Origin of the sequence: Paenibacillus sp. NPDC057934, assembly GCF_042887565.1 — a bacterium.
Classification (GTDB): Bacteria; Bacillota; Bacilli; order Paenibacillales; family Paenibacillaceae; genus Paenibacillus_AQ.
In genome coordinates this window covers 376,584-401,997 of sequence record NZ_JBHVPB010000004.1, presented here as the reverse complement: position 1 = coordinate 401,997, position 25,414 = coordinate 376,584, and the positions used below count along the sequence as shown (strand labels likewise).

At 48.1% G+C, this 25,414-nt stretch carries 20 protein-coding genes, 1 tRNA gene, 1 pseudogene and 1 riboswitch; of the genes and pseudogenes, 7 read left to right on the top strand and 15 right to left on the bottom strand.

What is annotated here, in order from left to right; genetic code table 11:
• Nucleotides 1-41: 41 nt before the first annotated feature.
• The 9 genes from ACFVRY_RS11620 to ACFVRY_RS11580 all read right to left on the bottom strand — a co-directional run bounded on the left by ACFVRY_RS11620 (nucleotide 42) and on the right by ACFVRY_RS11580 (nucleotide 11,877).
• Complete coding sequence (locus ACFVRY_RS11620) at nucleotides 42-1,967, bottom strand: peptidase U32 family protein (protein ID WP_387500311.1); 1,926 nt, start codon at nucleotides 1,965-1,967, stop codon at nucleotides 42-44.
• A gap of 58 nt (nucleotides 1,968-2,025) precedes the next feature.
• Entirely contained in the window at nucleotides 2,026-2,817 is a 792-nt protein-coding gene (locus ACFVRY_RS11615; RefSeq protein WP_387500309.1) for an energy-coupling factor transporter transmembrane component T family protein, read from the bottom strand.
• Nucleotides 2,810-3,712: an energy-coupling factor transporter ATPase gene (locus tag ACFVRY_RS11610; RefSeq protein WP_387500307.1), complete on the bottom strand. Its 903-nt coding sequence runs from the start codon at nucleotides 3,710-3,712 to the stop codon at nucleotides 2,810-2,812. The genes ACFVRY_RS11615 and ACFVRY_RS11610 overlap by 8 nt, the downstream gene beginning before the upstream one ends.
• Nucleotides 3,688-4,560, bottom strand: coding sequence for an ATP-binding cassette domain-containing protein (locus tag ACFVRY_RS11605; protein ID WP_387500305.1), 873 nt, complete (start codon nucleotides 4,558-4,560; stop codon nucleotides 3,688-3,690). Before ACFVRY_RS11605 ends, ACFVRY_RS11610 begins: the two co-directional genes overlap by 25 nt.
• A gap of 7 nt (nucleotides 4,561-4,567) precedes the next feature.
• Nucleotides 4,568-5,143: a Gx transporter family protein gene (locus ACFVRY_RS11600; protein WP_066374702.1), complete on the bottom strand. Its 576-nt coding sequence runs from the start codon at nucleotides 5,141-5,143 to the stop codon at nucleotides 4,568-4,570.
• Nucleotides 5,127-5,516 (bottom strand): NusG domain II-containing protein, encoded by a 390-nt coding sequence (locus tag ACFVRY_RS11595; protein WP_066374703.1) that lies wholly within the window; start codon nucleotides 5,514-5,516, stop codon nucleotides 5,127-5,129. The genes ACFVRY_RS11600 and ACFVRY_RS11595 overlap by 17 nt, the downstream gene beginning before the upstream one ends.
• Nucleotides 5,517-5,693: 177 nt before the next feature.
• On the bottom strand, nucleotides 5,694-7,223 hold the full coding sequence (locus tag ACFVRY_RS11590) for an HD domain-containing phosphohydrolase (RefSeq protein WP_387500303.1): 1,530 nt from the start codon (nucleotides 7,221-7,223) through the stop codon (nucleotides 5,694-5,696).
• Between the two features lie 511 nt (nucleotides 7,224-7,734).
• Nucleotides 7,735-8,679: an alpha/beta hydrolase gene (locus ACFVRY_RS11585; RefSeq protein ID WP_387500301.1), complete on the bottom strand. Its 945-nt coding sequence runs from the start codon at nucleotides 8,677-8,679 to the stop codon at nucleotides 7,735-7,737.
• A gap of 183 nt (nucleotides 8,680-8,862) precedes the next feature.
• Nucleotides 8,863-11,877: a choice-of-anchor A family protein gene (locus ACFVRY_RS11580; RefSeq protein WP_387500299.1), complete on the bottom strand. Its 3,015-nt coding sequence runs from the start codon at nucleotides 11,875-11,877 to the stop codon at nucleotides 8,863-8,865.
• 89 nt (nucleotides 11,878-11,966) lie between these two features.
• Nucleotides 11,967-12,056, bottom strand: a riboswitch (cyclic di-GMP riboswitch).
• Between the two features lie 467 nt (nucleotides 12,057-12,523).
• On the opposite strand from ACFVRY_RS11580, the gene ACFVRY_RS11575 reads away from it, so the two are divergent.
• A complete protein-coding gene (locus tag ACFVRY_RS11575; protein WP_387500297.1) occupies nucleotides 12,524-12,931 on the top strand; it encodes a YhjD family protein in 408 nt (135 codons plus the stop codon).
• Between the two features lie 186 nt (nucleotides 12,932-13,117).
• Here the strand turns inward: ACFVRY_RS11575 and ACFVRY_RS11570 are convergent, their stop codons facing one another.
• A complete protein-coding gene (locus ACFVRY_RS11570) occupies nucleotides 13,118-13,564 on the bottom strand; it encodes an ASCH domain-containing protein (RefSeq protein WP_387500295.1) in 447 nt (148 codons plus the stop codon).
• Nucleotides 13,565-13,843: 279 nt separating this feature from the next.
• Between ACFVRY_RS11570 and ACFVRY_RS11565 the strand changes: the two genes are divergently transcribed.
• Both ACFVRY_RS11565 and ACFVRY_RS11560 read left to right on the top strand, forming a co-directional pair.
• Nucleotides 13,844-14,485, top strand: a complete 642-nt coding sequence (locus ACFVRY_RS11565) for an FMN-dependent NADH-azoreductase (protein WP_387500293.1) — start codon at nucleotides 13,844-13,846, stop codon at nucleotides 14,483-14,485.
• Nucleotides 14,486-14,721: 236 nt separating this feature from the next.
• On the top strand, nucleotides 14,722-15,297 hold the full coding sequence (locus ACFVRY_RS11560; protein ID WP_387500291.1) for a DUF1572 family protein: 576 nt from the start codon (nucleotides 14,722-14,724) through the stop codon (nucleotides 15,295-15,297).
• Nucleotides 15,298-15,381: 84 nt separating this feature from the next.
• On the opposite strand, the gene ACFVRY_RS11555 is transcribed toward ACFVRY_RS11560, so the two are convergent.
• Nucleotides 15,382-15,453: transfer RNA gene (locus ACFVRY_RS11555), tRNA-Thr, on the bottom strand.
• 88 nt (nucleotides 15,454-15,541) lie between these two features.
• The gene (locus ACFVRY_RS11550) at nucleotides 15,542-15,859 is read right to left on the bottom strand and encodes an MTH1187 family thiamine-binding protein (RefSeq protein WP_387500289.1); all 318 of its coding nucleotides are present in this window, start codon (nucleotides 15,857-15,859) and stop codon (nucleotides 15,542-15,544) included.
• A 557-nt stretch (nucleotides 15,860-16,416) separates the two neighbouring features.
• Here ACFVRY_RS11550 and ACFVRY_RS11545 point away from each other — a divergent pair.
• The 4 genes from ACFVRY_RS11545 to ACFVRY_RS11530 all read left to right on the top strand — a co-directional run bounded on the left by ACFVRY_RS11545 (nucleotide 16,417) and on the right by ACFVRY_RS11530 (nucleotide 22,791).
• Nucleotides 16,417-18,408 carry an anaerobic ribonucleoside triphosphate reductase gene (locus ACFVRY_RS11545; protein WP_387500287.1) on the top strand — a complete coding sequence of 664 codons (1,992 nt, stop codon included), beginning with the start codon at nucleotides 16,417-16,419 and terminating at the stop codon, nucleotides 18,406-18,408.
• The gene (gene nrdG, locus ACFVRY_RS11540; protein ID WP_387500285.1) at nucleotides 18,405-18,920 is read left to right on the top strand and encodes an anaerobic ribonucleoside-triphosphate reductase activating protein; all 516 of its coding nucleotides are present in this window, start codon (nucleotides 18,405-18,407) and stop codon (nucleotides 18,918-18,920) included. Before ACFVRY_RS11545 ends, nrdG begins: the two co-directional genes overlap by 4 nt.
• Nucleotides 18,921-19,002: 82 nt before the next feature.
• On the top strand, nucleotides 19,003-21,336 hold the full coding sequence (locus ACFVRY_RS11535) for a ribonucleoside-diphosphate reductase subunit alpha (protein WP_387500283.1): 2,334 nt from the start codon (nucleotides 19,003-19,005) through the stop codon (nucleotides 21,334-21,336).
• A gap of 423 nt (nucleotides 21,337-21,759) precedes the next feature.
• Entirely contained in the window at nucleotides 21,760-22,791 is a 1,032-nt protein-coding gene (locus ACFVRY_RS11530; RefSeq protein ID WP_387500281.1) for a ribonucleotide-diphosphate reductase subunit beta, read from the top strand.
• An 883-nt stretch (nucleotides 22,792-23,674) separates the two neighbouring features.
• On the opposite strand, the gene ACFVRY_RS11525 is transcribed toward ACFVRY_RS11530, so the two are convergent.
• The 3 genes and pseudogenes from ACFVRY_RS11525 to ACFVRY_RS11515 all read right to left on the bottom strand — a co-directional run.
• Entirely contained in the window at nucleotides 23,675-23,848 is a 174-nt protein-coding gene (locus ACFVRY_RS11525) for a hypothetical protein (protein ID WP_387500279.1), read from the bottom strand.
• 404 nt (nucleotides 23,849-24,252) lie between these two features.
• Nucleotides 24,253-24,630 (bottom strand): CDI toxin immunity protein, encoded by a 378-nt coding sequence (locus ACFVRY_RS11520; RefSeq protein ID WP_387500277.1) that lies wholly within the window; start codon nucleotides 24,628-24,630, stop codon nucleotides 24,253-24,255.
• A gap of 28 nt (nucleotides 24,631-24,658) precedes the next feature.
• Nucleotides 24,659-25,375, bottom strand: a pseudogene (locus ACFVRY_RS11515) (polymorphic toxin-type HINT domain-containing protein); the annotation flags it as partial.
• Nucleotides 25,376-25,414: the final 39 nt, after the last annotated feature.

Genomic DNA, 25,414 nt, shown 5'->3' with positions numbered 1-25,414 from the left:
CATCTACCGCTATTTTTCCCCAACCCTATTTATTTAAAATTTTAATTAAATTGCAAGGCCCCTAAAGTATAGCCCGCATAGACAGGCTTCAGGCCACCGAGCAGTTCGTCGTTCTGGTTCAAGCCTTGTATCGCATGTTGATACGAAATAATAATGTCACGCAGTTGCTTCACGGTGTACGTGGCGCCTTCGATTCGGAAGCTGGCAATCCCCAGCCCACTCATTTCCTGTATCATCGGCAGGTAACATAGCTCTTTAGCGAATAATAAATGGCAGCGTCCATGCTGATCGCGGTAGACCGGATTCTCGCCTTTGTCAGTTTTGAGTACCAGTACTTCATTACTTACATACAGGTTGTCTTCCTGACCAATCGGCTCCATAACTTCTGTATTCTCATAGAGATCGTGATCCATATACATCAGCGCCGGTGTGCCATGCACGACCACTTCCAACAGCTGCTCACAGCGGGCGGCAAAGGTAGTGAAATGCTCTAGTGTCATCTCCGGCGATACAGTAAGCTTGTTCAGACCATATCCGGCATAGAATCCAGCAGACAAATGATTGTACACATTCAGATTGCTGTCGCCGATCATTGGGTAGCCAGTAGTTTTGTACCGGCGAATGGCTCCGAGATTGGTTACGAGCAGACCATCGATCGGCAGGCGTTCACCGTTTAACAACTGGTCATATTGGTCAAAATGCAGCTCAGTCATCATGCGCGGCATGCCCAGGTAGATTTTCGTATCGCCCTTCAATGTGCCTAGCTCCTGTATATCACGCTTCGTGAACGGACGATCTGGCTCAAATACATCTCCAGGAAGGTGTAGAATGTCTACGCCCTGCGAAAGCACCATTCTCGCCTGCTCCATGTTGTTAACGCGTACCGCAAGCTCCGGTCTAGATTGTCTCTTCTGTCCAGCTTGTGCCATCCGCTCCCGTAATAAGGTTACACGTTCTTGGGACAGCTCGCGCTCTGCCGTCGGTGTGCTGAATACCTTGCCAGTGCTGTAGAACTTACCTGTTCCCTCATAACGCCGATTAATATTGGATAGTCCAGGGTTGCCGAAAGCATAGGCTGTAGAGAAATCACGTTTGCGGTTCTGATAAAGCAGCTTCGAATCCACTGTGCGTTCAAAACCTACAGGATCATCGATGTACCGTTCAATCGCATCACCATAGCTGTTCACCAGCGTCACCATAAACTCTTTATCACGCATCCGGCCTTCGATCTTGAAGGAGGTAATGCCGGATTCGATCAACTCAGGGATGTGCTCATACATGTACATATCTTTGACCGCAAGCGGGTACTCAGCGGGGAAAACATAGCCGTCCTTCTTCACGCGATAGTCCCACCGGCACGGCTTCATACACTTGCCCCGGTTGCTGCTCATGCCGAACACCTGGGAGCTGAAGTAACAATTCGCTCCGTGAACGGAACACATATCACCATGCATGAAGTATTCCAGTTCCATTCCGCTCCGCTGGCCCAGCAGCTTAGCTGTCTGCAGATCCATTTCCCGTGAAGTGACGACCCTGGTGACGCCAAGATCACGCAGTGCGTAAATCATCTCTAAATTGTGTACATTCATCATGACCGAAGAGTGAACCATAAGGCTGAGCCCCATCTCGCGGATCAATTCCAGCACCGACATATCCTGTACGATTAAGGCGTCGGGACGAACGCTATCCAGAAAACGCAGATACTCGCGGGCTTCCTCCACATCTTCTTCACTAAACAGATTGTTTACTGTGATATATACTTTTTTGTCCAGACGATGGGCAATCTCCAGCGCCTCTACGATCTCTTCATGTGACAGATTGTACCCTTTGCGCATCATTCTCATATTGAGAACCGGGCCGCCCAAATAGACGGCATCGCAACCAGACTGAATGACTTCCTTAAAAATATCGAAGGTGCCGGCCGGTGCTAACAGTTCAATCTCTCTACCATTAAAATAACGTGCCATAGTTGTTCCCTCCCAAGTTGATCTTGCTCTATAAATGCATTGTCGCCAATAAAGCGCGCTATAGCCAAGCTACTGCAACGCCCATCACGACAAACATTAGTATAAAAACAGTATCGGCCCCGCCCCATATCGGGCGGTGATACCGGCTGCGCGGCGCATCCATACGGAAGCCACGAGCCTCCATGGAGTAGACCAGGTCCTGTGCGCGGCGGAAGGCGCTGGCGATAACGGGAACAAGCAGCGACACCAGCATCCGCCCCTTCTCCTTCAAGGGCAGTTCCTTCAGATCAGCACCGCGTGAAGCCTGCGCCTTCATAATGATCTGAGATTCATCGAGAATCGTAGGAATGAACCGCAGCGAGATATCGATCATGAGCGTGATACGGTCCGGCGATAGCCCGATTTTTTTGAACGGTGACAGAATTCCTTCCAGACCCTGATTCAGCTTGCCCGGAGTGGTCGTGAAGGTCAGCAGCGCCGAGAAGGTGATCAGGAAGAACATACGAATCACCGAGAAGGCACCCAGACGAAGCCCGTCTTCGTACAAGTCCCAAGAACCAATGGACAGCCACACTGCTCCTTCTTTTACGGATACAATCTGTACGATAAAAATAAATAGCATCAGGTAGCGCAGCGGCTTAGCTGCTTTAAGGAAATACTTGAGCGGGATTCGGGTCGAAGCCATGACCACCACCGAGAATACCGCGAGCAGTGCCATCGCCATCCAGGAGCTGGATAGCAGAATGACGACTACATACAGCAGCATCCCGGTAATTTTGGCTCTGGCATCCAGCTTGTGTACCCATGATCCCGTTTCAATGCTGCGACCCAGCAGCAGCCTCTCATTCATGGTCATCCCTCTTTCGGCCAGCCCCGTCAAGGCCCTTGCCTTCTGTAGGTAGTGAGGCTATAAGTTCGGCAAGACTCTCAGCTGTCAGTCGAGGCACTTCATCCTCTAATCCCAATCGGTCAGCGACTGCGCTCCAGTAACGGAGCGACTGTGGCACCGTAAGACCGCAGCGTTCCAGAATGGTTGGGTCCTTGGCAAGATCACTGGCGTTTCCCTGAAAAGCCATTCGGCCTTCCTTTAACAAGATCCAGCGGTCTGCCACGGGTAACAGCTCATCCATCCGGTGGGTCACAATAACCACCGTCCGGCCCTGCTCCCGGCACAGCCGTTCCAACAGCGAGATCAGTTCTCTACGGCTGATGGGATCAAGAGTGGCTGTCGGTTCATCCAGCACGATAATATCAGGGTCCATCGCCAGCACAGAGGCGATCGCTGCCTTACGCATCTGGCCGCCGCTGAGCTTGAACGGATTACGCTCCAGAAGTTCCAGATCCAGTCCCATGTCCAGCATCGCCTTGCGCGCACGTGCCTTTGCATCTTCCGGACTCATTCCAAAGTTCAGCGGACCGAAACAGAGATCCTTCTCAACCGTCTCCTCAAACATCTGCTGCTCCGGGAATTGAAAGACCAGACCTACGCGGCGGCGCAGCGGCAGCAGCCTAGGTGACTTCTCTCCGGCACGAAGCGTTACATCAAGCACCCTTACAGTCCCCTCCGATGGCTTCAAGATACCGTTGAACAACTGCAGCAGTGTGGACTTGCCGGAGCCTGTCGCCCCAGCAATGCCTACAATAGAGCCTTGCGGAATGCTCAGATCAATGTCATGCAGTGCCGTCTGTTTCCACAGGCTTCGGTCGGCATAGGTGTAGCTTACTTGCTGTAATTGTATGGCCATAGCGTCTCTATAAGCTCCTTTTCACTGCGGGGAACGTCCACTTGAATTCCATGCTCCTCCAGCTCGCCTGCCAGCCGCCATGCGTATGGCGCGCGCAGATGGCATCTCTCCAGCAGCTCCTCGTTGCGAAACAGCTCGGCTGGTGTCACATCGGCAGCCAGCCCGCCTCCGTGAAGGGCCAGCACTCGCTCAGAAGCCAGAATCTCATCCGCATCATGCGTAATCATCAGAAGGGTATATCTGCCTTCGGCATGCATCCCTTTCAGGATGCCAAGCAGTTCGTCACGGCTTCCCTCGTCCAACATAGAAGAGGCCTCGTCAAAGATGACGATGCCTGGCTCCATCGCAAGAATGGAAGCAATGGCGACACGCTGCTTCTGGCCTCCCGACAGCTCCCCGGGGTGCTTGGCCAGCAGATGAGCAATCCCTAAGCGCTCCGAATAGATCTGCAGACGATTCTCCATCTCTTCGCGGGATAGACAGAGTCCTTCCAGGCCAAAAAGAATATCTTCTTCTACAGTAGCCCCGATAAACTGGTTATCAGGATTCTGGAAGACCATGCCGATGCTCTGCCGGATAGGACCAATCGCTGCCTCTTCAAGCTTCATTCCACAAACGGTAATCTCTCCCTCCCCTGCAGGCAGCAGAGCATTAAAGAGCTTCACCAGCGAGGATTTACCACAGCCGTTGGGGCCAACGATGCTTACCCACTGCCCTTGGGGAATGGTGAACGATATGTCTTGCAGAATCGGATGCTCCGGACCATAGCCGAATGAGACACCCTCTAGCGCGATTACCACTTGTCCCGCTTGCGCTCCGTTAGATTGTTCTCCATGCGCTTCCTTCATGTTAGTGTCATCCTTTCGCTGCGTCTCCCGGATCGTCCAGAAACTCTTCGAACAACGAGATTTTAGACAGTGAGGTGACCAGATACCGGACAGCAAATCCTACAGCCACCCCTGTAACCACCCCTGTAATGAGCAGCATCGGCAAATAGTAGAATATTTTCAGTGAAGCAAAGACCATCGACGCTGCCAGCAGCTGTCCGATATTGTGAGCGACTCCGCCAGCTATACTGATGCCGATCAGGCTAAGCTGCTTCCCGCCAATTAACATCAACAGGTACATCACTACGAAACTGAACAACGACCCGAATAGACTAAACAATAAACTGGAAAAGGTGCCTAGTATAAATGCGGTAAGCAGTGTCTTCAGAACAACGAGCAGGAAGGCATCGCGTCCGCGCAAAAAGAAAATACAGGTCAATATCATGATATTAGCCAGGCCCAGCTTGGCACCAGGTACCAACCCCATTCCTGACAGTGGAATTTGGGCCTCCACTAGACTCAGCACTACAGCCACTGCAGCGAAAATCGCGATAATGACCGTTCTTTTCAGCGCCGTAGCTGATTCACTACTGGACATACCCATCTACTTCATCCTCCCCCGACACACTAGCGATCTCTACCAGCACCCGGTGCGGCAGGCAGACAATCGTTTGCTTGGTCCGGGTAATCCTTCCAAAACCGAGACATACCTTATCCGGGCAATCAGCATCATACATTTCAATGCCATAGTCATGCACCTTCAAAATGTTATAGCCCCGATCCGTGCGGATATCAATGGTTTGTTCTTCTTTAGTAAGCTTAACTGTTTTAAATAACTTTCCGTCCACCGTCACATTGGCCACTAGGTTGTCGCCAATCCCACCTTTACTCTCATCACTTGAAAACCAGCGTGGTACGAGAAAAGCGAGCGCAGCCACCAGAACGATGGAAATCAGCCAAACATCTGCGCGTTTCATAAAATTCTCCCTTATTTTTTAATTAAAATCCTGACTTATTAATTATAACGGTCCTCTATCAATCCTTCAATGAATGTAGACGTTTATTGTCACCTTTAAGTGCATAATTTCACAAAATAGGCACGAACCTTTCCTGTCTTTGCAAAAAAGGATAGTCCCTTCTTACGAGAAAACGGATTATCCCGTTGTAGTGGGATAATCCGTCGGTCTAAGCTTGCTATTTTCTCGGGAATACGCCAGGAACAATCCAGCAAAAACAGGGTCCCATTGCGTCCCTCTCCCCTGCTCCAGAATTCCCAGCGCCTGCTCGGAATCCATCCCCTTGCGGTAAGGACGATCTGAGGTCATAGCATCATAGGCATCAGCTACGGCAATAATTCTTCCGTATAACGGAATCGCCTGTCCGGCAAGCCCATCAGGGTAGCCTTTGCCATCGTATCGTTCATGATGGGATCTCACGCCACCCAAATAAGGAGTCATTTTCTCCAAAGGCTCAATCTGCCGCAGTATATTCTCACCCAACACTGGGTGGGCCTTGATCTGATCGAACTCTTCATCTGTAAGTTTGCCTTCTTTAAATAACACACTGTCTCGCACACCGATTTTGCCGATATCATGCAGCAGCGCCGACTTGCGCAGATTGTCGAGTTCCACACCCGTGATCCCGGCCAACTGTCCAATGATAACCGAATACTCGGCTACCCTTAAGGAATGTCCGGCTGTGTAGGGGTCCCTTGCATCCAGCGCTACGGCCAAGGTAGTAAAGTAGCTGTCCAGCAGCTGTCTGTTCTGCTCTTCCCGGGCCTGTAGGCCACGTACCATCATATTGAACCCGGCGACCAGATTGGAGAATTCATCCAAGTATTCATCCTGGATCTGCAGCAGTTGTCCATCCTTAACATTATTGGTCGCCTTATATAACTCATTGATAGGATGCTGTACGCTTTTAGTCAACAACCATGCAGCAATGGCGGAGAACGCTGTGCCGATGAATAACACCATCCCCGCCCAGCCCCAGAAATTCTGAATTCCGGTTCTGCTAAGCGCAGTATCATGCAGTCGCACTTTGGTCGCCATAATGAATAGCGCCAGTGGGAAAGTACCAATCAACATGCAACTGATCATGAACTTGGGACCGATCGGAACAAAAACATAGCCTTCAAGCGAGAAATCCACATTATAACGTTCAAGCGCCCGATTCCGGAATTCCTTGATTAGAGGAATAATGGCAGAGCAGGTCAGGAAAAATTCAATCAAAGCGTGCATGCATGCGATCAGCACCGCACCCGTTACCGCCTGATAGAGAACGGAGTACGGCAAGCTGACGAGATCGGCATGTATCATCCAATAGGTCATCAGAATCGCAGGCACCGCCATTCCAAACAGATGCGGACCAAGAATCCGGTACACAGCATGCTTGGGCAGGCGATGAGTATACTGGTAAGCCTTCTCCAGCAGTTCCAGGCTGGGGTCAGCTGCCCTCAGGGCGGTGCGGATGGGCTTGACATGCTTCATGAACAAGCTGATCTCCAGTAGCGCCATCACCAGGAAAGAAAATAGCAAAACCAAAAAAAGGCGGCCATACTCCAGTGCAGACAGCTCCAGGGAGGAGATCAACAACACACTGCCTACTGCGAGCACAGCGACAATAGAGCCGAACAAGTAGTTTCGGATCTGTTTTTGTATAAATGCCGTATATAAAACCATCTATTCCTCCGATCCCGGTCTTCCCATGATGTCAATGACTTATTTGCTTTATTTGTATTTATATGCTAAGATTTAATAATATTTGATTGTCGCTATATGTATCCCCATCAAGAAGATGTCAGGCCGATCGTTGCTTTCATTATTATTATCGGCATTTTGGACACAATCTCTTACGTTTTCTTGCAGAACTCTTCCTTTTTATGAGATGAAATTCGAACATAGCATTCCGATTCGCACTGGCGCGGCCACGGAGCCGCAAGGACAAAAGAGAGGTAGGGCTTTTGTCGTTTTGGAAGGATTACTCTCGCCATACGGCTGCTGGAAATAACAAGGAATAATGACCCCGTTGCTCACGACGGCAGGGGATAAATATAACGAGATGCATGGTACATAGTCCCTCTTGCTCAGGAACACTGGCCATGTGTGGAAAAAAATTAGGCGCCCGATAACCGCTTTTCGCGGATATCGGGCGTCGTCTACGTTTCAGGACATTTTCTCGGCAATTCTTCGCTCAATGTACATAACGAGTTACAAATCCAGCAACCTTGGCTTTATAGGCCTCCTTGTCCGTATCATAGGCCAATCCATGACCTGCCCCCGGAACAACAAACTTCTCCTTGGGGCTTCGGCAAGCCTCATATAACTCATCCAGCATGGCAAAAGGCACAAACTTATCGGCATCACCGTGGATGAAGAGAATCGGCACTTGTGCTTTGCGTACCTGTTTGAGCGCGGAAGCTTCGCTGAACCGATACCCTGCCTTCAGCCGGGTAACTGTGCTGGCACTTTGTACAAACGGAAAGCTAGGCAGCTTATACATACGCTTCAACTGATATGTTAGTTGGGCTGTAACCGAGCTGTAGGCACAATCTGCTACGATGACTTTTACCTGCTGTGGAAGCACCTCGCCAGATGTCATTAGCACCGTTGCCCCGCCCATGGATACCCCGTGCAGAACAATCTGCGCACCCAGCCCTGTCTGCTCGGTCACATAATGAATCCACTGCAAATAATCGCGACGTTCGGGCCAGCCGAAGCCGATATAATCCCCAGCACTCGCACCATGCCCTCTAGCATCCGGCAGCAGCACATTATAGCCAAGATTCTCATAATAGAATTTGGCGTAGGCCCCCATATCTTTTGCCTGACCAGAATAGCCATGAGCAATGATAGCCGTACGTCCCTCCGCACGCTCCGAAGAGAGGAAATACCCTTTCAATTCCAGCCCATTCTCGGAGACGATGCTAACGTCCTGGAAGATCTGACGTGAGATCCATTCCTTCCCCTCACCCCAGGATGGACCAGCAACGGGAGGATCGACCTTCAGGTCAGGACTGCTACCCAGAAATTCTTTGGGCGCCCGCTTGACTGCAACTCCGTAGAAAAAGAATCCGGCGTATACCACCACCGCTGCAACGATAACAATCACTGCGCCAATAATCAATGTCCATGACAATCTGCATTTCCCTCCTATTGAACATCATAATTTTTCCAGATGAAGCTAGTATAGCATGCCCTGCAAGGAGACCAAAGTGAAGTATGGAGTTCATAGAAAAAGAGCCGCTTTCCGGAAAATGAAGATTCCGAAAGCGGCTCTGCTGTTATTTGCGGCAAAACAATGAATGATCCCGTCTGCCGATTAAGATTTGTTTCTTCTAGAGAATCTGAATCTTACTAGCAATCCCAAAGCGGCTAAACCTAGCCCAGTTACATAATAAGGGACAGGGCTCGATTCACCCGTCTTCGGCAGCTTATCTACAGCCGGACCACTCAGCGGAACGCTGTTATTAGCCAGGGTGATAGCAGGCGTGGACGGTTTTTTCGAAGGTGACGGCGTGGACGTCGGCACCGGTGCCAGTGGTACTTGCTCATCTTCAATGATGATTTCATCATTGTCCGGTGTTGGTGTTGGCGTCAGTGTTGGCGTTGCTGTTGCTGTTGGTGTTGACACTGGTCCAGCCGGTACCGGATCACGATCCACAACGATTGTGCCAATTACAGGTGGCGTCGTTGGACTTGGCTCCGGTGTAACCACTGGTGGTGATGGCGTCCATGTTGGTGTTTCGGGCGTCGATGCCGGTGTTGGCGTCGGCGTCACTTCCGGTGTTGGTGTCGGTGTGCCTTCAGGCGTTGGTGCCGGCGTTACTTCCGGCGTTGGCGTCGGCGTTACTTCCGGTGTTGGTGTTGGTGTTCCTTCCGGCGTTGGTGTCGGCGTTACTTCCGGCGTTGGCGTCGGTGTTACTTCCGGTGTTGGTGTTGGTGTTCCTTCCGGCGTTGGTGTCGGCGTTACTTCCGGTGTTGGTGTTGGTGTTGGTGTTGCCGTTGGTGTTGGTGTTGGTGTTGCCGTTGGCGTTGGTGTCGGCGTTGCCGTCGGTGTAGCCGTTGGCGTTGGTGTTGGTGTTGGTGTTGGTGTTGGTGTTGGTGTTGGTGTTGGTGTTGGTGTTGGTGTTGGTGTTGGTGTTGGTGTTGGTGTTGGCGTCGGTGTAGCCGTTGGCGTTGGTGTCGGTGTCGGCGTTGGCGTTGCCGTCGGTGTAGCCGTTGGCGTTGGTGTTGCCGTTGGCGTTGGTGTCGGCGTTGCCGTTGGTGTTGGCTTCGGCGTCGCTGTCGGCGTTGCCGTCGGTGTTGGTGTTGGTTTCGGCGTCGCTGTTGGCGTAGCCGTTGGTGTTGGTGTTGGCGTAGCCGTTGGTGTTGGTGTTGGCGTAGCCGTTGGTTTCGGCGTCGCTGTTGGCGTAGCCGTTGGTGTTGGTGTTGGCGTCGCTGTTGGCGTAGCCGTTGGTTTCGGCGTCGCTGTTGGCGTTGCCGTTGGTGTTGGTGTTGGTGTTGGTGTTGGTGTTGGCGTTGCCTTCGGTGTAGCCGTTGGCGTTGGTGTTGGCGTTGCCGTCGGTGTAGCCGTTGGCGTTGGTGTTGCCGTTGGTGTCGGCGTTGGCGTTGCCGTCGGTGTAGCCGTTGGCGTTGGTGTCGGTGTTGCCGTTGGCGTTGGTGTCGGCGTTGGCGTTGGTGTCGGTGTTGCCGTTGGCGTCGCTGTCGGCGTTGCCGTTGGTGTTGGCTTCGGCGTCGCTGTCGGCGTTGCCGTCGGTGTTGGTGTTGGTTTCGGCGTCGCTGTCGGCGTAGCCGTTGGTGTCGGCTTCGGCGTCGCTGTTGGTGTTGGCGTCGGCTTCGGCGTCGGCGTCGCTGTCGGCGTTGCCGTTGGTGTTGGCTTCGGCGTCGCCGTTGGTGTCGGCGTAGCCGTTGGTGTCGGCGTAGCCGTTGGTGTCGGCGTAGCCGTTGGTGTCGGCGTTGGCTTCGGCGTCGCTGTCGGCGTTGCCGTTGCTGTCGGTGTTGGTTTCGGCGTCGCTGTCGGCGTAGCCGTTGGTGTTGGTGTTGGCTTCGGCGTCGCTGTTGGTGTCGGCGTAGCCGTTGGTGTTGGCTTCGGCGTCGCTGTTGGTGTCGGCGTTGCCGTTGGTGTTGGCTTCGGCGTCGCTGTTGGTGTTGCCGTTGCTGTCGGTGTTGGTTTCGGCGTCGCTGTCGGCGTAGCCGTTGGTTTAGGTGTTTTTGTCGGCTTTGGTGTTGGCGTTGGTGTTGGTGTTGGGCATGGTGTTGGCGTTGGTGTTGTCGTCGCTGTCGGTGTTGCCGTTGGCTTCGGACTTGGCGTTGGCGTCGGCGTAGCTGTTGGCTTCGGACTTGGTGTTACCGTCGCTGTTGGTGTAGCTGTCGGTTTCGGACTTGGTGTTGCCGTCGCTGTCGGTGTAGCTGTTGGTTTCGGCGTTGCACTCGGTGATGGTGTTGGGGTAGCAGACGGTGTCGGACTTGGGCTTGGCGTAGGCGTTGTTGACGGGGTGGTTCCTTCAAACGGATAATGGTGCATTTGCACAAAACCGTTGAATGAAGTGGCTATCAACGTGCCATGCAACTCCGCATAACTGTAGAACACACTCGCTTTTGGCGCCAGAATTGTACCTTCTATCGTTGTATTAGCTATACTGATTGAGCCTGCTTGATAAAAATTAAATAATACCTTCCGGGGACTTCCTCCCCAGATTTGAAAACTTGGAATGCTGATCGCGCCTCCGCTAACATTGACTATAACAGTGCCATTGTTTGCAATGTTGAACTGAAGACCGTTGGCATCCGCCAAATCGGAGGCGGATAGATTCACGACATTAAAGGCTTCCGGGGCGTTGATGGTTATTTTCCCGTATTCCTTCTTGAAAGATCCTGCCTCGGGGAGAGACGCCAGCTCAGCCGATTTATTAATCAGAAATTGCTTTTCTCTAGCAAAATCAATTGGAGTAGCCTTTCTCTCGCCTTCTTTGATATCAGCCCGTTCCTTGCTCAAAGATCCCCCGTAAACGGCTGTGCCATACACAGTTCCATCAGTCAAATTAATGTTTCCTCCCGCAATTAGAACATCGCCGCCCTGGGCATCCTTAGATACGCCATAACCTTTCAGGCTGATGTTCCCTGCGGCCGCAAGCCGCCCGTGAATCTGGTCGTTCGACTGCGTGAAGTCTCCAAACACAAAAGCATTAAAATTCCCGGCAACCCCCAAAACTGGCGTGGGGGTATACGGCAAGCCCGATGTTGCGTTCACCGGGACGCCCAGGGAAAACGTGCTTCCCACTGTCAGCAGCCCTGCCAGGAACAATTTCACTGCCGACTTCATTTTTTTCCTCAATGCTTACACCTCCTATTAAATTTTATATGATCTCGTAGCAGCTACGATGACAACAAAAAAAGACCACCAAGAAGTAGAGAAGCTCTCTTCATGGCAGTCGGACGGTCATGGCACTTGTCAGTACTTTAGACTCCTGGACTTTGCGTCCCGTCTTTTCAGACGGTTTGCTATTATACATGACGATAATAACTTACTAGAAATGCCCGCAAAACAACATACGGCAGGCCCTGCGTGATATTTTTTGCTGTAATTTATCAATAGTGTAGCTTGGCGTTATCGCATTGTCAACGAATTCCTTTTTGTACAATATTTAAATGAAAAAAGCGCCAAAAGGCGCTTCAAATCGTCATTTTATCCTCTTTTTAGAACATCTGTATCCACCCGATAATTGATATCCATAACGGAATACTCAGGAACAGTCCGAACAACATACCCCGATAAATATTCCCTTCATGCTCCATGGCTCACTTCTCCCCAATATTACAATAGTCTTCCTTTTAGTATTTCAAATTAAATATAATATCATTCCTTCGAATGAATTGTGAATTACATCACAATATTGTGTTAGTTTATAAATACCATTGAATATTTTTTGAAATTCGGAGTAGAATAGGAATACACGTTCTCATTTTAGGTGGTGATACGCATGCACAAAGCCGAGAGTATAGACAATCATCTGGTAAAATCGTATTTGCTTCTCCCGCTGATCCTATCTGCTTTTGAACGCGATGCCAGCATCATTTCCGCGCAGCTCCGAACACCTTCACCTTATCTTGAAGTTTTGGATACGGCAGCCCATGCAGCTACTGCAGATCTCAGGGATATCCGCACGGAGATGAGAATTCGCGGCATTAAGGTATATGAACAACATAAGCTCCCGCATGGCCTTGAGGCTAAATTCATCTGCCGGGGATATCACGAACGGATGCTGCTGCTGAATGAACTCATTGCCGCACAAGCAGGAATCCATATGCGCAAGTATCTAGGACTGGATATTTCGGCTTTCCGAAATGAGCAGGAGCAATACAGAATCAATCCTGCCCCTCAACTCTAAATCTACCCTATGCTAAGGATCGGTTAAAAAAATAGGCCCTGCCATGGGAGTTGGCAGGACCCAAATCTATACCACTAAACACTGGGGGGCGTTTGGTAAATCCAATATAACCCCCGAACCTGAAAATAAGCTGATCTTAAGATAAAAATTAGCTTAAAAAATGTCACGATTTTTGTTAAACGAAGATCAGAAATGTTCCTCTTCATCCGAAAGGGGGTACTCCCAGAAGCCCAGTCGCCCTTTGGCCGGGACGGGATGAACCAGCGGGCGAACATCCTCCAGCTCCCAAGCGAAACGTCCTTCTGTATAGTCGCCAAAAGCCCGTTCGTTCTCGCTTATCCACTGCGCCACACCATTCAACCCAGTAATACCATTCAACCCAGTAATACCATGGCACTCCTTCAGTTTCCCTGTAGCAATAATAACACCCGTGGGTAAATTCCCTTCTGTATAGCCGAGCTTTGCGAGTAGCGATTGGAACGGCTCTCGTCTACATGCGGCCTTGTCTATTTTAAGACCGGCATGGATTGCCAGTTCTCCACGATATGCCGTTCGCCATGAACGGGTTTCGTAGTTTTTCTCACCAAGCGCAACCAATGTAGCCCAGGGCTGCCGTATTGTTAAGCAACGCATGTTGTGTTATCTCCTTCTTTATTTCACTGAGCCATCAGGTGTACATCCCTACTATAACTCATTTATCTAGATATCGAACTTCTTATCCAACACCACAATTAACAAAGTTGCAAGCGGTCCACATAACGCACTTGCATATATCATGAAATGTCCGGACAAAATTAACCAAGACATCCATGCAGCAAAAATTCATTTTTTGTGATTAAGTGTCACAGATTGTCCTTCACATTTGTCTACATAAATGTACAACAAAAAACTTAATTATGGAGGCACTATCTAATGAGCAAATTGCTTATCATTAACGCACACCCTTTAGTTGATTCAACTACTTCATTCAGTCTTGGTGTATTCAAACACTTCATGGAGACTTATGAAGTGCATAAACCTAATAATGAAATCATAGAACAAATTAACCTATACGAAGATGAAATTCCCTTAATTGATAAGACTGTCCTAGGCGCTTGGGACAAATCTGCAAAAGGCGAAGCACTAACTACTCAAGAAAAAGAAGTAACCGGACGAATGAATGAAGTATTACAACAATTCAAAAGTGCTAATAAATATCTTATTGTTCACCCGCTGCATAACTTCAACGTTCCATCAAAGCTCAAGGATTATGTCGATAACATTATGATTGCAAGGGAGACATTTAAGTATACCGATACAGGGTCAGTGGGACTTTTAAAAGATGGGAGAAGCATGGTAGTCATTCAGGCGAGCGGTTCGATCTATACTAATGATGACTGGTACACTGAGGTTGAATACTCGCATAAATACTTAAAGTCCATGTTTAATTTCTTTGGTATTGAGGATTTCCAAACCCTGAGAGTACAAGGGACTGCTCTACTGAACAAGGACGAGATATTAAAGACAGCATTTAAAGAAGCAGAGGAAGCAGCCCTAACTCTGGCAAACAAATAAATAATTTAACGAGCACTTTAATTGAAAAAAGGCGCGGCTCCGAACCCACGGAATCCGCGCCTTTATTGTCTTTTTGAGGACGCTGGTGAAGGGAATTGAACTCCCGGCCTACGCATTACGAATGCAACACATTTATGTGTTATTGAGTTCTATTAGGCCCTGTGTCCGAACAGAAATAATGGACTTCTGATAGAATAAGATCATTAAAAATAATATACGAAAGCAAGGTGTTTGAAATGGATAATGAGCAAATCTATTTGGAAAGTAGCAAAAAACAATTTCTTTATTACAAAACCCTCGGGGAAGCAGCCATTAATCAAGTAGATCCCGAACAATTATTTGTAACTTTTAATGACGATTCCAATAGTATTGCAACTATAGTAAAACACTTATGGGGAAATATGCTTTCAAGATGGACAGATTTTCTAAGCACTGACGGAGAAAAATCATGGAGAGATAGAGATTCAGAGTTTGAGAATGACATTAACACTAAAGAGGATCTTTTAATAAAATGGAACGAAGGCTGGACATGTTTATTCAATGCAATGGATTCAATTCATGCGGATCAATTATCACAAATTATTTATATACGGAATGAAGGACACACCGTTATTGAAGCAATCAATAGACAATTGGCACATTACCCATATCACGTTGGGCAAATCATTTACGCTGCAAAAATTTTAAAAAAGAGTAGTTGGGAAAGTTTATCTGTTCCAAAGCAGGGTTCCAAACAATATAATAACGACAAATTTTCTAAAGAAAGGGCTACAAAGAACTTTATTGATGAAGAACTAAAGAGAATGAATTAAATGAATCCAAGCAGAATGGTAAAAGAACAGAAAAGGCGCGGCTCCGAACCCCCGGAATCCGCGCCAATATCATCTTGTTGGAAATGCTGGTGAAGGGAATTGAACCCCCGACCTACGCATTACGAGTGCGTTGCTCTACCCCTGAGCTACACCAGCTTGAAGCTGTAACTTCGTTAAACAAAAAATATTATACCCCTTATTCTGGAAAAATCAATTCCTTTTTCGAGGCTAATGACAGACCCGGTTATTCCACCAGATCAGTATGGAGCTTACGCTCTACGGATTCAAGCTTACTTCTACTGCTAGAGGGCTTGTCACGGCGGTCATCAATCTTGACAGCGGTGGAGACACGCTGGGCCCCGTTAGTAAAAGGAGACTCATGCAGGGCTTCCACAGCGGCGAGAATCCGCTGTAGCGGGCCTTCAATAATGGTTCCCATGGACGTAAGTTCATACGTCACTCCCTCCACCGTCTCTAACACACGCTGCATATCCGCAACATAAGCGCTCAGACTGGTACTGCCCGTGCCAATCGGAATGACCGTAACTTCAGCTATCGGCATGCCAAATCCCTCCCTTGTCTTTTCATTTTGGAAAAACAACTACTTTCCCTTATTGTACCCACTCTCCGTCTCTCCTACAAACCGGATGTATAATTGTTTTCTGCCCTTAGAGATTTCTAGCTCTCGTAGCACAAAATCTAGTAAAAACCTATATCTCATTTATGGACGGTTTGTGGCATATTTTCGGATAAATTATGAACCATTTCAGCTTTTTTTGTGGATGATTTGTGGATTACCTGTGGATGGTCTGTGGACTATCTGTGGAGAAAAACGGGTGATCCCAGCCCCCGCGCGGGTTTGCTAAAAAATCTTTACAAACACAATATATTGATGTATCGTAATCTCTATCGACAAAATATAGTGGTAAACGGTGTTTTCACCCTCCCGTATATCGGGAGATTAATAGAGGTATGCAGGAAGCAGAAATGGTGTCCGCATGCAAGCCTACATCACAAGACCGGGTTATTATCCTGTTTAGGATAGTTACGACAAGCACACGGGCATTTTCTGCATGTCACAGCAGAGGATGTCTTTTTATATGGAGAGGAGATCAGTACATGACATTGCTGGAGAAGCCGTACAACAGTGGTCAACAGGCACAGGAAGCTTTATTGGAAGAAGTTATTCATTTGGGGCGCGATATTATTGACAGCCGGGACCTCGACTTGCTCAGGGAGAACGCAAATTTGAACGGGGAGAGTTTCTCCGGTAAAATGAGCAAGTTCGGCAGTGAATATTCCAAATGGTATGCCCGTAACTTCACGATGCCGCCGCAGTTGGTACAAGCCATCCAGGACAACGTCGTCTATGTGCATGATCTGGACCAATATGCGATCGGAACGACCAATTGTATTTTTATCCCGTTCGAGAAGCTTCTGCGTGAAGGCTTCAACACGGGCAATGGCAGTGTACGCCCCCCGAACTCAATTATGACGGCTATGGCACTGGTAGCGATTATTTTTCAATCCCAGCAAAATGCCCAATACGGCGGTGTATCCGCCAATAAGCTGGATTACGATCTAGCTCCATATGTCACCAAATCCTTTGCCAAGCTATTCCGCAAGGGCCTGGATTATTTTGAAGAAAAACAAACCGTGGAGCCACTTGAGCTTGGCGAAATTCATATGAGCCGCACCGATCTGGCAGAGCAGTATCCTAAGGCGTTCCGTTTTGCGCTAAAAGAAACCGAAAGTGAAACACTCCAGGCTGCCGAGAGTATGATACATAATCTGAACACCATGTCGAGCCGGTCCGGCGGACAGATTCCGTTCACCAGCATCAACTACGGTACCTGCACATCGCCAGAAGGCCAGCTCGTGATCAGTTCCTTGCTAACGGCAACCATGCGCGGACTCGGCAGTGGCGAGACGCCGGTGTTCCCGATTCAAATCTTCAAGTGCAAGCAGGGCGTCAACCAGCAGCCGGGTGATCCGAACTATGAACTGTTCATCAAGGCGGCTGAGTGCTCTGCACGCAGACTATATCCGAACTTTGCCAACCTAGACGCACCGCTGAATATGCAGTATTATGATTCTTCTAATCCCGATACCGAGTTCGCCACCATGGGCTGCCGCACTCGCGTGCTCAGCGACCGTTTTGGCCGCAATCATTGTTCTGGTAAAGGTAACCTTTCCTTTAATACATTGAATCTGGTGCGCCTCGGTTTGGCACATGGCATCGTCACAGGTCGCCGCAAGGTAGCCGATGAAAAAGGCTTCTATAGCGACCTGGATCATTATCTGGACATCGCGCTGGACGGTCTGCTTCACCGCTTCCGTATTCAAGCCTCCCAGAAAGCCAAAGCATCCGATTTCATGATGCGTGAGGGGGTCTGGGAAGGCGGCGAACATTTGGCGCCAGAGGATAGCGTTGGCGAGCTGTTGAAGCATGGCAGCCTGTCGCTTGGCTTCATCGGGATTGCGGAATGCATGAAGGCTATGTATGGCAAGCACCACGGGGAAGACATGGCGGTTCACGCCAAAGCGCTGGCTATTGTCCGCCACATGCGGGAATATTGTGATCGGAAGAGCGAGGAATATAATCTCAATATCACCCTATTCGCTACGCCTGCTGAAGGTTTGTCCGGCAAGTTCACGAAGGTCGATCATAAGGTACTGGGATCCATTCCCGGCGTCACCGACCGCGAATATTATACCAACTCGTTTCACATTCCTGTATACTACACTCTGGGCGCTGCCCAGAAGATCAGTCTGGAAGCTCCTTTCCATGAGTACTGCAATGCCGGTGCGATATCCTATGTCGAATTAGATGGCAATGCACGCAGCAACCCGGCCGCTTTTGTCAAAATTATCCGATACGCTCTCCAGCAGGAGATTAGCTACTTTAGCATCAACCACCCTATAGACCGCTGCCAAGGCTGCGGCTATGAAGGGGTGATCGGCACGAATTGCCCTTCCTGCGGCGCCCATGAGAATGAAGTTCATATCCGGCGCTTGCGCCGGGTGACGGGATATTTGACCGGAGATTATCAGACCCGCTTCAATGCGGCCAAGCAGGCGGAAGTAAGGGACCGGGTTAAGCATCTATGAATATTTGTGGCTACTATCCCGAGTCAATTAATGAAGGCGAGGGCCTGCGGGCCGTCCTCTTCATTAGCGGGTGCCGCCACCGCTGCCCGGGCTGCTTCAATCCGAAGACGTGGAATTTTAATTACGGGGAAGCCTTTACCCCGGAGCGCAGACGTGAGCTAATCGCGGAGATTGCGGCCAACCCGCTATTGGACGGACTAACATTGGCAGGCGGTGACCCTTTCTTTTCTGCACAAGAAGTAGTAGAGTTCATTGAGGAACTTCGTGCCACGCTCCCAGACTTTCCGGTCTGGATCTACAGCGGGTACACGTACGAAGAGGTTACAGCGGTCTCCGGTTCACCGGAATGGCGTCTGCTCAGCCAGTGTCAGGTGCTGATTGACGGACGTTTTGAAGAAGCTTTAAAAGACACCACCCTCCCCTACCGCGGGAGCTCCAATCAGCGCATTATTGATATTGAGGCCAGCCTTGCCGGCCCTGACATCGTACTTTGGCAGCCAACGACGCTTTAGCCGTTTTTGGCGCCTTTTACGGTCTAATAGATCAATTTTTAATAATCATAATTAAATTCAAAATATGAAGGGATGTACAACTATGCCGCAATTCGTAGTAAAACCCGATAATCGCCAATTGGCTTTTGATGAAATCCGCCTTTCCGTATACGCCGACCGCATTCTGAACGGACTTGAACAACTCAGCAAGGAGTCCCTCCTGCGCGGAGTACAATCCAAGCTACGTCGCGACGAAGTGAGCGGAGAAGAAATCAGCAGCGCATTCACGATGAGCGCCCTGGAACTGGTGAGCAAAGAAGAGCCGGAATGGAAATTTGCTGCTGCACGTTCGCTTTTAACTTCATTATATAAGAAAGCTGCTGTAAACCGCCGTTACAAAGCCTATCCGGAAGAGCCTTATGGTGAGCTGTATCCCTTGATTGCCGACCTGGTGAAAAAAGGGATCTACCGCGAAGAACTACTATCTCACTATACCAAAGAACAAATCAACGAGCTTGGCGCTACTATCGACTATACCCGCGACCTGCTGTTTGACTATATTGGCCTACTGACCCTGTCTGACCGCTATTTGGCGCATGATTTTGACGGCCGTGTCATGGAATTGCCGCAAGAGCGTTACATGATCATTGCGATGTACCTGATGCACACCGAGCCGGAAGAGAAACGTATGGAGCTTGTAAAAGAAGCCTACTGGGCGATGAGCAACATCTATATGACTGCCGCTACTCCAACTATGTCCAATGCGGGTAAAAAGGTAGCCGGTCAGCTCTCTAGTTGCTTCATCGACACTGTTGATGACTCTCTCGAAGGTATCTTCGATTCCAATACAGACGTAGCTCGGCTTAGTAAAATGGGCGGCGGTATCGGTGTCTACCTCGGTAAAGTCCGGGCCCGCGGCTCCGATATCCGTGGCCACAAGAACACCAGCTCCGGCGTTATCCCATGGATTCGCCAGCTGAACAATACCGCTGTCAGTGTAGACCAGCTTGGTACGCGCAAAGGCGCCGTGGCTGTATATCTCGACGTTTTCCATAAGGATATTCTGGCCTTCCTGGATCTTAAGCTGAACAACGGCGACGAGCGGATGCGCGCGCATGACGTTTTCCATGGCGTCTGCCTGCCGGACTTGTTCATGGAAGCTGTAGAAGCGCGCAGTCACTGGAACCTGTTCTGCCCGCATGAAATCAAGAAAGTGATGGGCTGGAAGGACGAGAACGGCCGCCCTCTCGGTCTTGAAGATTTCTACGACGAAGAGCTTGGACAAGGCACCTTCCGTGAAAAATATGCAGAAGCTACGGCTAACCTGGAGTTGTCCCGGATCACAGTTCCTGCCATCGACATTATGAAACGGATCATGAAATCTCAACTTGAGACAGGCACGCCATACATGTTCTACCGTGACACGGTCAACCGTGCGAACCCGAACAGACATGCAGGCATGGTCTTTTCTTCCAACCTGTGCACCGAAATTATGCAGAACCAATCCGCTACTGTTATTGAACAAGAAGAACTGGTGACCAAAGACGGCCAGACCCGAATTGTTATCTCCAAAATCCCTGGCGATTTCGTAGTCTGCAACCTGAACTCCATCCACTTGGCCCGTGCAGTTCCTGCAGGTGTGCTGGAGCGTCTGGTGCCGATCCAGGTTCGTATGCTGGATAACGTTATCGACATCAACAACATTGAAGTATTGCAAGCACAATATACAAACAGCCAATACCGTGCCGTCGGCCTCGGAACTTTCGGTCTGCATCACTTGCTGGCCCTGAAAGGCATCCGTTGGGAGTCCGAAGAGGCCGTAGAATACAACAACCATCTGTACGAGCATATTAACTATCTACTGGTACGTTCCAGCATGGAGCTTGCTCGCGAAAAAGGACGTTATCCGAAATTCGCCGGTTCCGATTGGGAATCTGGCGCATACTTTACTTCACGCGGCTACACTAACGGTGAGCAAGAAGGCAAGTATGTGACCACAGAGCAATGGCGTGAACTGCAAGAGGAAGTTGCCAAGGACGGCGTGCGTAACGCCTGGATGTTCGCGATTGCGCCGAACGGCTCCACTTCGATCATTGCCGGCTCTACAGCCAGTATTGATCCACTGTACGAGCTGCTCTCCTACGAGGAGAAAACAACGTACAAGATTGCCAACCCTGCCCCAGATCTGTCCGAGAAGACCATCTGGTACTATAAAACAGCGTTCATGATTGATCAAAATTGGTCGATCCGCATGGCTTCGGCCCGTCAGCGCCATGTCGATCAAGCGCAAAGCTTCAACCTGTATGTGCGCCCTGACATCAAAGCAACAGAGTTCCTGGAGCTTCATCTGAACGCCTGGAAGGGCGGTCTGAAATCCACTTATTATGTGCGCAGCCGTGCATTGACGATTGAAGAGTGCGAATCTTGCGCGAGCTAAAAAAGAGTGAGATGGAATGAAGGGACTCTTTCCAACTAACAGCATTTTTGTATCTTATACTTATGAAATGAAGGGAAATAAGGGAATTAAGAGCATTATTGTATCTTAATTTAGAAAAAATGCTCTTAAAAGAGGTTTTATAGCAGATTTAAGATACAAAATTGCCGTTAATTACCACTAAACCCGGTAGTACAGTTATTTTAAGGTACAAAATTGCCGTTAATTACACAGCCGTAGTCACGGAGAGGAACGTTTGGATCTGTAGAGCATTGCGTTCGCCTGAAAGCTTTCCGTAGGAAAGCTCGCAACGCAGGCTGTCTGCAGTGACCGGAAATTCAAACATTGCTCGAAGTGACTTTTAAGGCTTCGGATTTTAAAGCGATCTGCTTAGTTTAAACGCGCAAAAAATGGAGGGAAAAATAAATGCAATTGCAAAAAATATTCAACACCGAAGCACCCAACCAATCCACACGTATCATCGAAGGTGAATGCTCCGGGATTCTGAACTGGAACGATATCCGCATGCCCCACATGTACAAACTGTACAAGGTGCTGCTGCTGAACCACTGGATCGCTGATGAAATTCCGATGTCCAAGGATGCTCAACAATTCCCGAACCTGGACCCTGAAGAGCAGCGTGTGTTCAAGATCAACATCGCCCTGCTGGCCGTACTGGATTCCATGCAGACGATGTACGTGGGTGATGTGAAGCGGTATTTAACCGACTCCTCGCTGGAGGCGATCTCCGCTATTATTGGACAGCAGGAGGTTGTACACAACCAGTCCTATTCCTACGTCCTTTCTTCCATCGTTTCGGAGGGGGAGCAGAAGGAGATTTTTGAATATTGGAAAAAAGATCCTGTGCTACTGGAACGCAATCAGTTCATCTCCGAAATCTATCAAGCTTTCCGTGATGAGCCATCCAAGGAGACCTTCTTCCGTGCGCTCGTGGCCGATCTCATTCTCGAAGGGGTCTTCTTCTACAGCACCTTCGCCTTCTTCTACAATCTGGCCCGTGACCAGAAGATGATGGCGACTAGCCAGATGATCTCTTATATCCAACGTGACGAGAACCAGCACTGCTACTTCTTCGCCGAAGTGTTCAAGCAATTGCTGGCCGATTTCCCAGAGCTGAACACCAAGGAAAACATGGATTATGTCTATCGTACCTTTGACCGTGCAGTGGATCTGGAGACCAATTGGGCGCATTATACCCTCTCCAATGTAGAAGGTATCGACCTGAACGAGCTCAGCGATTACATCAAGTACATTGCCAATAAGCGCCTGACCCTGATGGGCATGGAAAAAGCCTATGAAGGCGTAGATGTGAACTGCATGCCTTGGATCAAGCCGTTCTCTGACGACGCACTAAATGCAACGAAAACCGACTTCTTCGAAGCCAAGTCCCGCAATTACGGCAAGGTAGGCGAAGATAACGGATTTGATGATTTGTAAGAAAAAAGATTACTGATTCATCTTGAACTATACCCCAAACAAAGAATATTGTTTGGGGTATAGTTTTTTGATTTAACTAAGTGTAACAAAATTTTTTCGTCATTTAAATTAAGCAAACAAGTTGGGGAATAGATTTATAACATCGCTTTATTGTTTTAAAAATAGATTATTAAATCTGCTTTCATTCATTTTTTAATTTACACAAAGATTTAAACACATGTAATTGCTATGATATAAAAAACAAGTCATCTGCGACTAAGCAAAAACTGAAATAAATGCTTATAAAATAATAAAGATTAGTGTAATTCTCCCATTCTCACTCTAGACGAAATAGTTGTAAGGTAAGAATATGCGTTTTTGCTAGTCGAGCATTAATAAGGAGATAAAACCAACACTTTCCATCACTTATTCTAATACAACATTTGTAATGCAGCGTTGTAGAAATCCTAGACACTAACGAAGGGGAATGAAGAATCGAAGCTATATTTTTTAGGAATGTATCTCCCAATTCATTCGGCATCGGGTGGGGAAAAAGAAAAGACCTTGAGGATTAGCACCCTCGAGGTCTTTTGGTCAAGCTTTTATGTTGGATAGTTGTTTTTTGATAGCCCAATTTGCGGGTCTCTTCCTTGGATTCGTCCAAGGAGTGCCTCTAGCTATCCATTCATTACGATATTCCTCAAATGTCTTCCCAAGATCTAAATCGTCATATCCAGACTGAAAACCACAACATTCACAAATAATAAAATTCGGAGCATCATCTTCAAGATATTGTGGCCATTCCAATTCATCATAACCACAAACTTTACAAATATACACCGTCTCACCCTTTCAATGGTGGGGTAACACTGATTCTTGTCGCTCATATAAGCGATAAGAACAATCATATCAGCTTTTCATACTGGCTCAAGCTGTAACAGCGATGAATTTTATGCGGCAAGATAGTATATCCCTTGTGTTGTCCAGTAAAGCTACTTTCTTTAGCTACCTCGTCCATGTACGAATTAGCGGCTTTGTTACTTTTAGTCAGCCAGAAGTCGTTTCTCCTTGTCTTCATCTTTAGTTCCTTCCTTCTACATGTCAACTGGCATGTTACCAGATTGTCTTTGCAGGGTAATCTTCGCTTCTTATGTCCAGATCGTTGCGGAACAAATTATAAATTTTTATCCGCCGCTCATACTATAGTGGTCGGGCTATGTTATTGATAATTTGCAAATCTGATTCAACTTAAAAAGACCGCTCTTGGCGGTCATCTACAGACTCTATTTATTTTGGAAAACCGTGAGAAAACAGAGCTGATGTTTTTGCTTCCCAATACGGTGGTATCTGATGATTCTGAGGGTTAATTGGAAATAATCACTAGTTCAGGTAGGTTATAATGAATTTAGCCACCCGATTCATTCGGCACTAGGTGGGGGTAATAGAAAGACCTTGAGGATTGCCGCCCCCAAGGTCATATTGTTATATCTTACCTATAGTTACGTCACCTTCATGGAAAAACTCAATAATTGTTCCATCTTCAGGTCTATATAACCATGTATCAAAACTAACAGCTAAGACATCATCTAACGCTTTGATAATACTTTCTAGATTCGATTTAACTATTGGCAAACGTGCATTATCCCAAATGATGAGAAAATCATCTCCATGCTTATTTACTTTATTGGGAATATCAGAAATTTCTTCAACAGGTTCTTTCTTTTCGATTTTACTCCAATCTATCCTACCATATGAAAATGAAAAGATTTCTCTAAAACGATTAAATTCTCCTTGAGATTCTATTTCACTCATAATGCTTGGATTACCAAGAGCTTCTATGCATTCTTCAAATAGTGTCATAGTCTTTCTCCCTACTATTTATTTACTACTATTTATTTAACATCTTTATTAATGATTTATATGTGGACTCATTGCCATCAAACGGTACAACATATTTCAGGGCCTTTTCCCCTTTTCCATTTCTAAAGTCCTCAACATTAATGTGCATTCCTTTTGTTGGGTCATAATCCAATCTCCATCTGACTTTACCATCGAGAGATTCCCTACCAATTATTTTACCGTAACCTGCACTAGATTCTAATCGACCATAGTAAGCCCTTGTTTCTCCCATATCTCCAATGAGGTCGAATGCTTTATTTCTAGCCTGTTCATATGTTTTAAGACTAGGGAGGGTTATTTCACCACATCTAGTATTATGCACCCAAATCCCTAAATCAGTAACATAATACGTATGGTAGTCCGCAACCCTAAAGTTATAAACCGTGACAGACTCATCTAGTTTAATGAATTCAACTTTATCAATTGTCAGGTTGCTTCCGTCAGCCTTTTGGAGTTTATCACCCACTTGGAGTTCATCGGCAAAAATCCAACCTTTACCTTCAACCCAGAACGGATGGTTATCGGTCGTCTCGATGATTTGCTCCCCAACATACAGCTTAATTATATCATCACGTTGGTTGTGGTAAAGATTTGTTACTTCCTTGTAAGCCAACTCTCCATCAGGATTATTCTCATCTTTGGCAAAAACCTTATCTCCGACCTCAATGTCTTCGATATTCTTCTCCCCTTCGTTAGTTATAAACTTGATTTAGGGGAGAAAGAAGGCGGCAACTTTGTAGCTACC

What these genes read in the sequence shown, in the direction of transcription:
- ACFVRY_RS11610 (WP_387500307.1), bottom strand. Translation starts at nt 3,712, where the DNA reads ATGGCCATACAATTACAGCAAGTAAGCTACACCTATGCCGACCGAAGC.
- ACFVRY_RS11560 (WP_387500291.1), top strand. Translation starts at nt 14,722, where the DNA reads ATGGATAATGAGCAAATCTATTTGGAAAGTAGCAAAAAACAATTTCTT.
- ACFVRY_RS11575 (WP_387500297.1), top strand. Translation starts at nt 12,524, where the DNA reads ATGCACAAAGCCGAGAGTATAGACAATCATCTGGTAAAATCGTATTTG.
- ACFVRY_RS11535 (WP_387500283.1), top strand. Translation starts at nt 19,003, where the DNA reads ATGCCGCAATTCGTAGTAAAACCCGATAATCGCCAATTGGCTTTTGAT.
- ACFVRY_RS11615 (WP_387500309.1), bottom strand. Translation starts at nt 2,817, where the DNA reads ATGAATGAGAGGCTGCTGCTGGGTCGCAGCATTGAAACGGGATCATGG.
- ACFVRY_RS11600 (WP_066374702.1), bottom strand. Translation starts at nt 5,143, where the DNA reads ATGGGTATGTCCAGTAGTGAATCAGCTACGGCGCTGAAAAGAACGGTC.
- ACFVRY_RS11530 (WP_387500281.1), top strand. Translation starts at nt 21,760, where the DNA reads ATGCAATTGCAAAAAATATTCAACACCGAAGCACCCAACCAATCCACA.
- ACFVRY_RS11565 (WP_387500293.1), top strand. Translation starts at nt 13,844, where the DNA reads ATGAGCAAATTGCTTATCATTAACGCACACCCTTTAGTTGATTCAACT.
- ACFVRY_RS11620 (WP_387500311.1), bottom strand. Translation starts at nt 1,967, where the DNA reads ATGGCACGTTATTTTAATGGTAGAGAGATTGAACTGTTAGCACCGGCC.
- ACFVRY_RS11590 (WP_387500303.1), bottom strand. Translation starts at nt 7,223, where the DNA reads ATGGTTTTATATACGGCATTTATACAAAAACAGATCCGAAACTACTTG.
- ACFVRY_RS11550 (WP_387500289.1), bottom strand. Translation starts at nt 15,859, where the DNA reads ATGCCGATAGCTGAAGTTACGGTCATTCCGATTGGCACGGGCAGTACC.
- ACFVRY_RS11520 (WP_387500277.1), bottom strand. Translation starts at nt 24,630, where the DNA reads ATGACACTATTTGAAGAATGCATAGAAGCTCTTGGTAATCCAAGCATT.
- nrdG (WP_387500285.1), top strand. Translation starts at nt 18,405, where the DNA reads ATGAATATTTGTGGCTACTATCCCGAGTCAATTAATGAAGGCGAGGGC.
- ACFVRY_RS11605 (WP_387500305.1), bottom strand. Translation starts at nt 4,560, where the DNA reads ATGAAGGAAGCGCATGGAGAACAATCTAACGGAGCGCAAGCGGGACAA.
- ACFVRY_RS11525 (WP_387500279.1), bottom strand. Translation starts at nt 23,848, where the DNA reads ATGAAGACAAGGAGAAACGACTTCTGGCTGACTAAAAGTAACAAAGCC.
- ACFVRY_RS11595 (WP_066374703.1), bottom strand. Translation starts at nt 5,516, where the DNA reads ATGAAACGCGCAGATGTTTGGCTGATTTCCATCGTTCTGGTGGCTGCG.
- ACFVRY_RS11570 (WP_387500295.1), bottom strand. Translation starts at nt 13,564, where the DNA reads ATGCGTTGCTTAACAATACGGCAGCCCTGGGCTACATTGGTTGCGCTT.
- ACFVRY_RS11545 (WP_387500287.1), top strand. Translation starts at nt 16,417, where the DNA reads ATGACATTGCTGGAGAAGCCGTACAACAGTGGTCAACAGGCACAGGAA.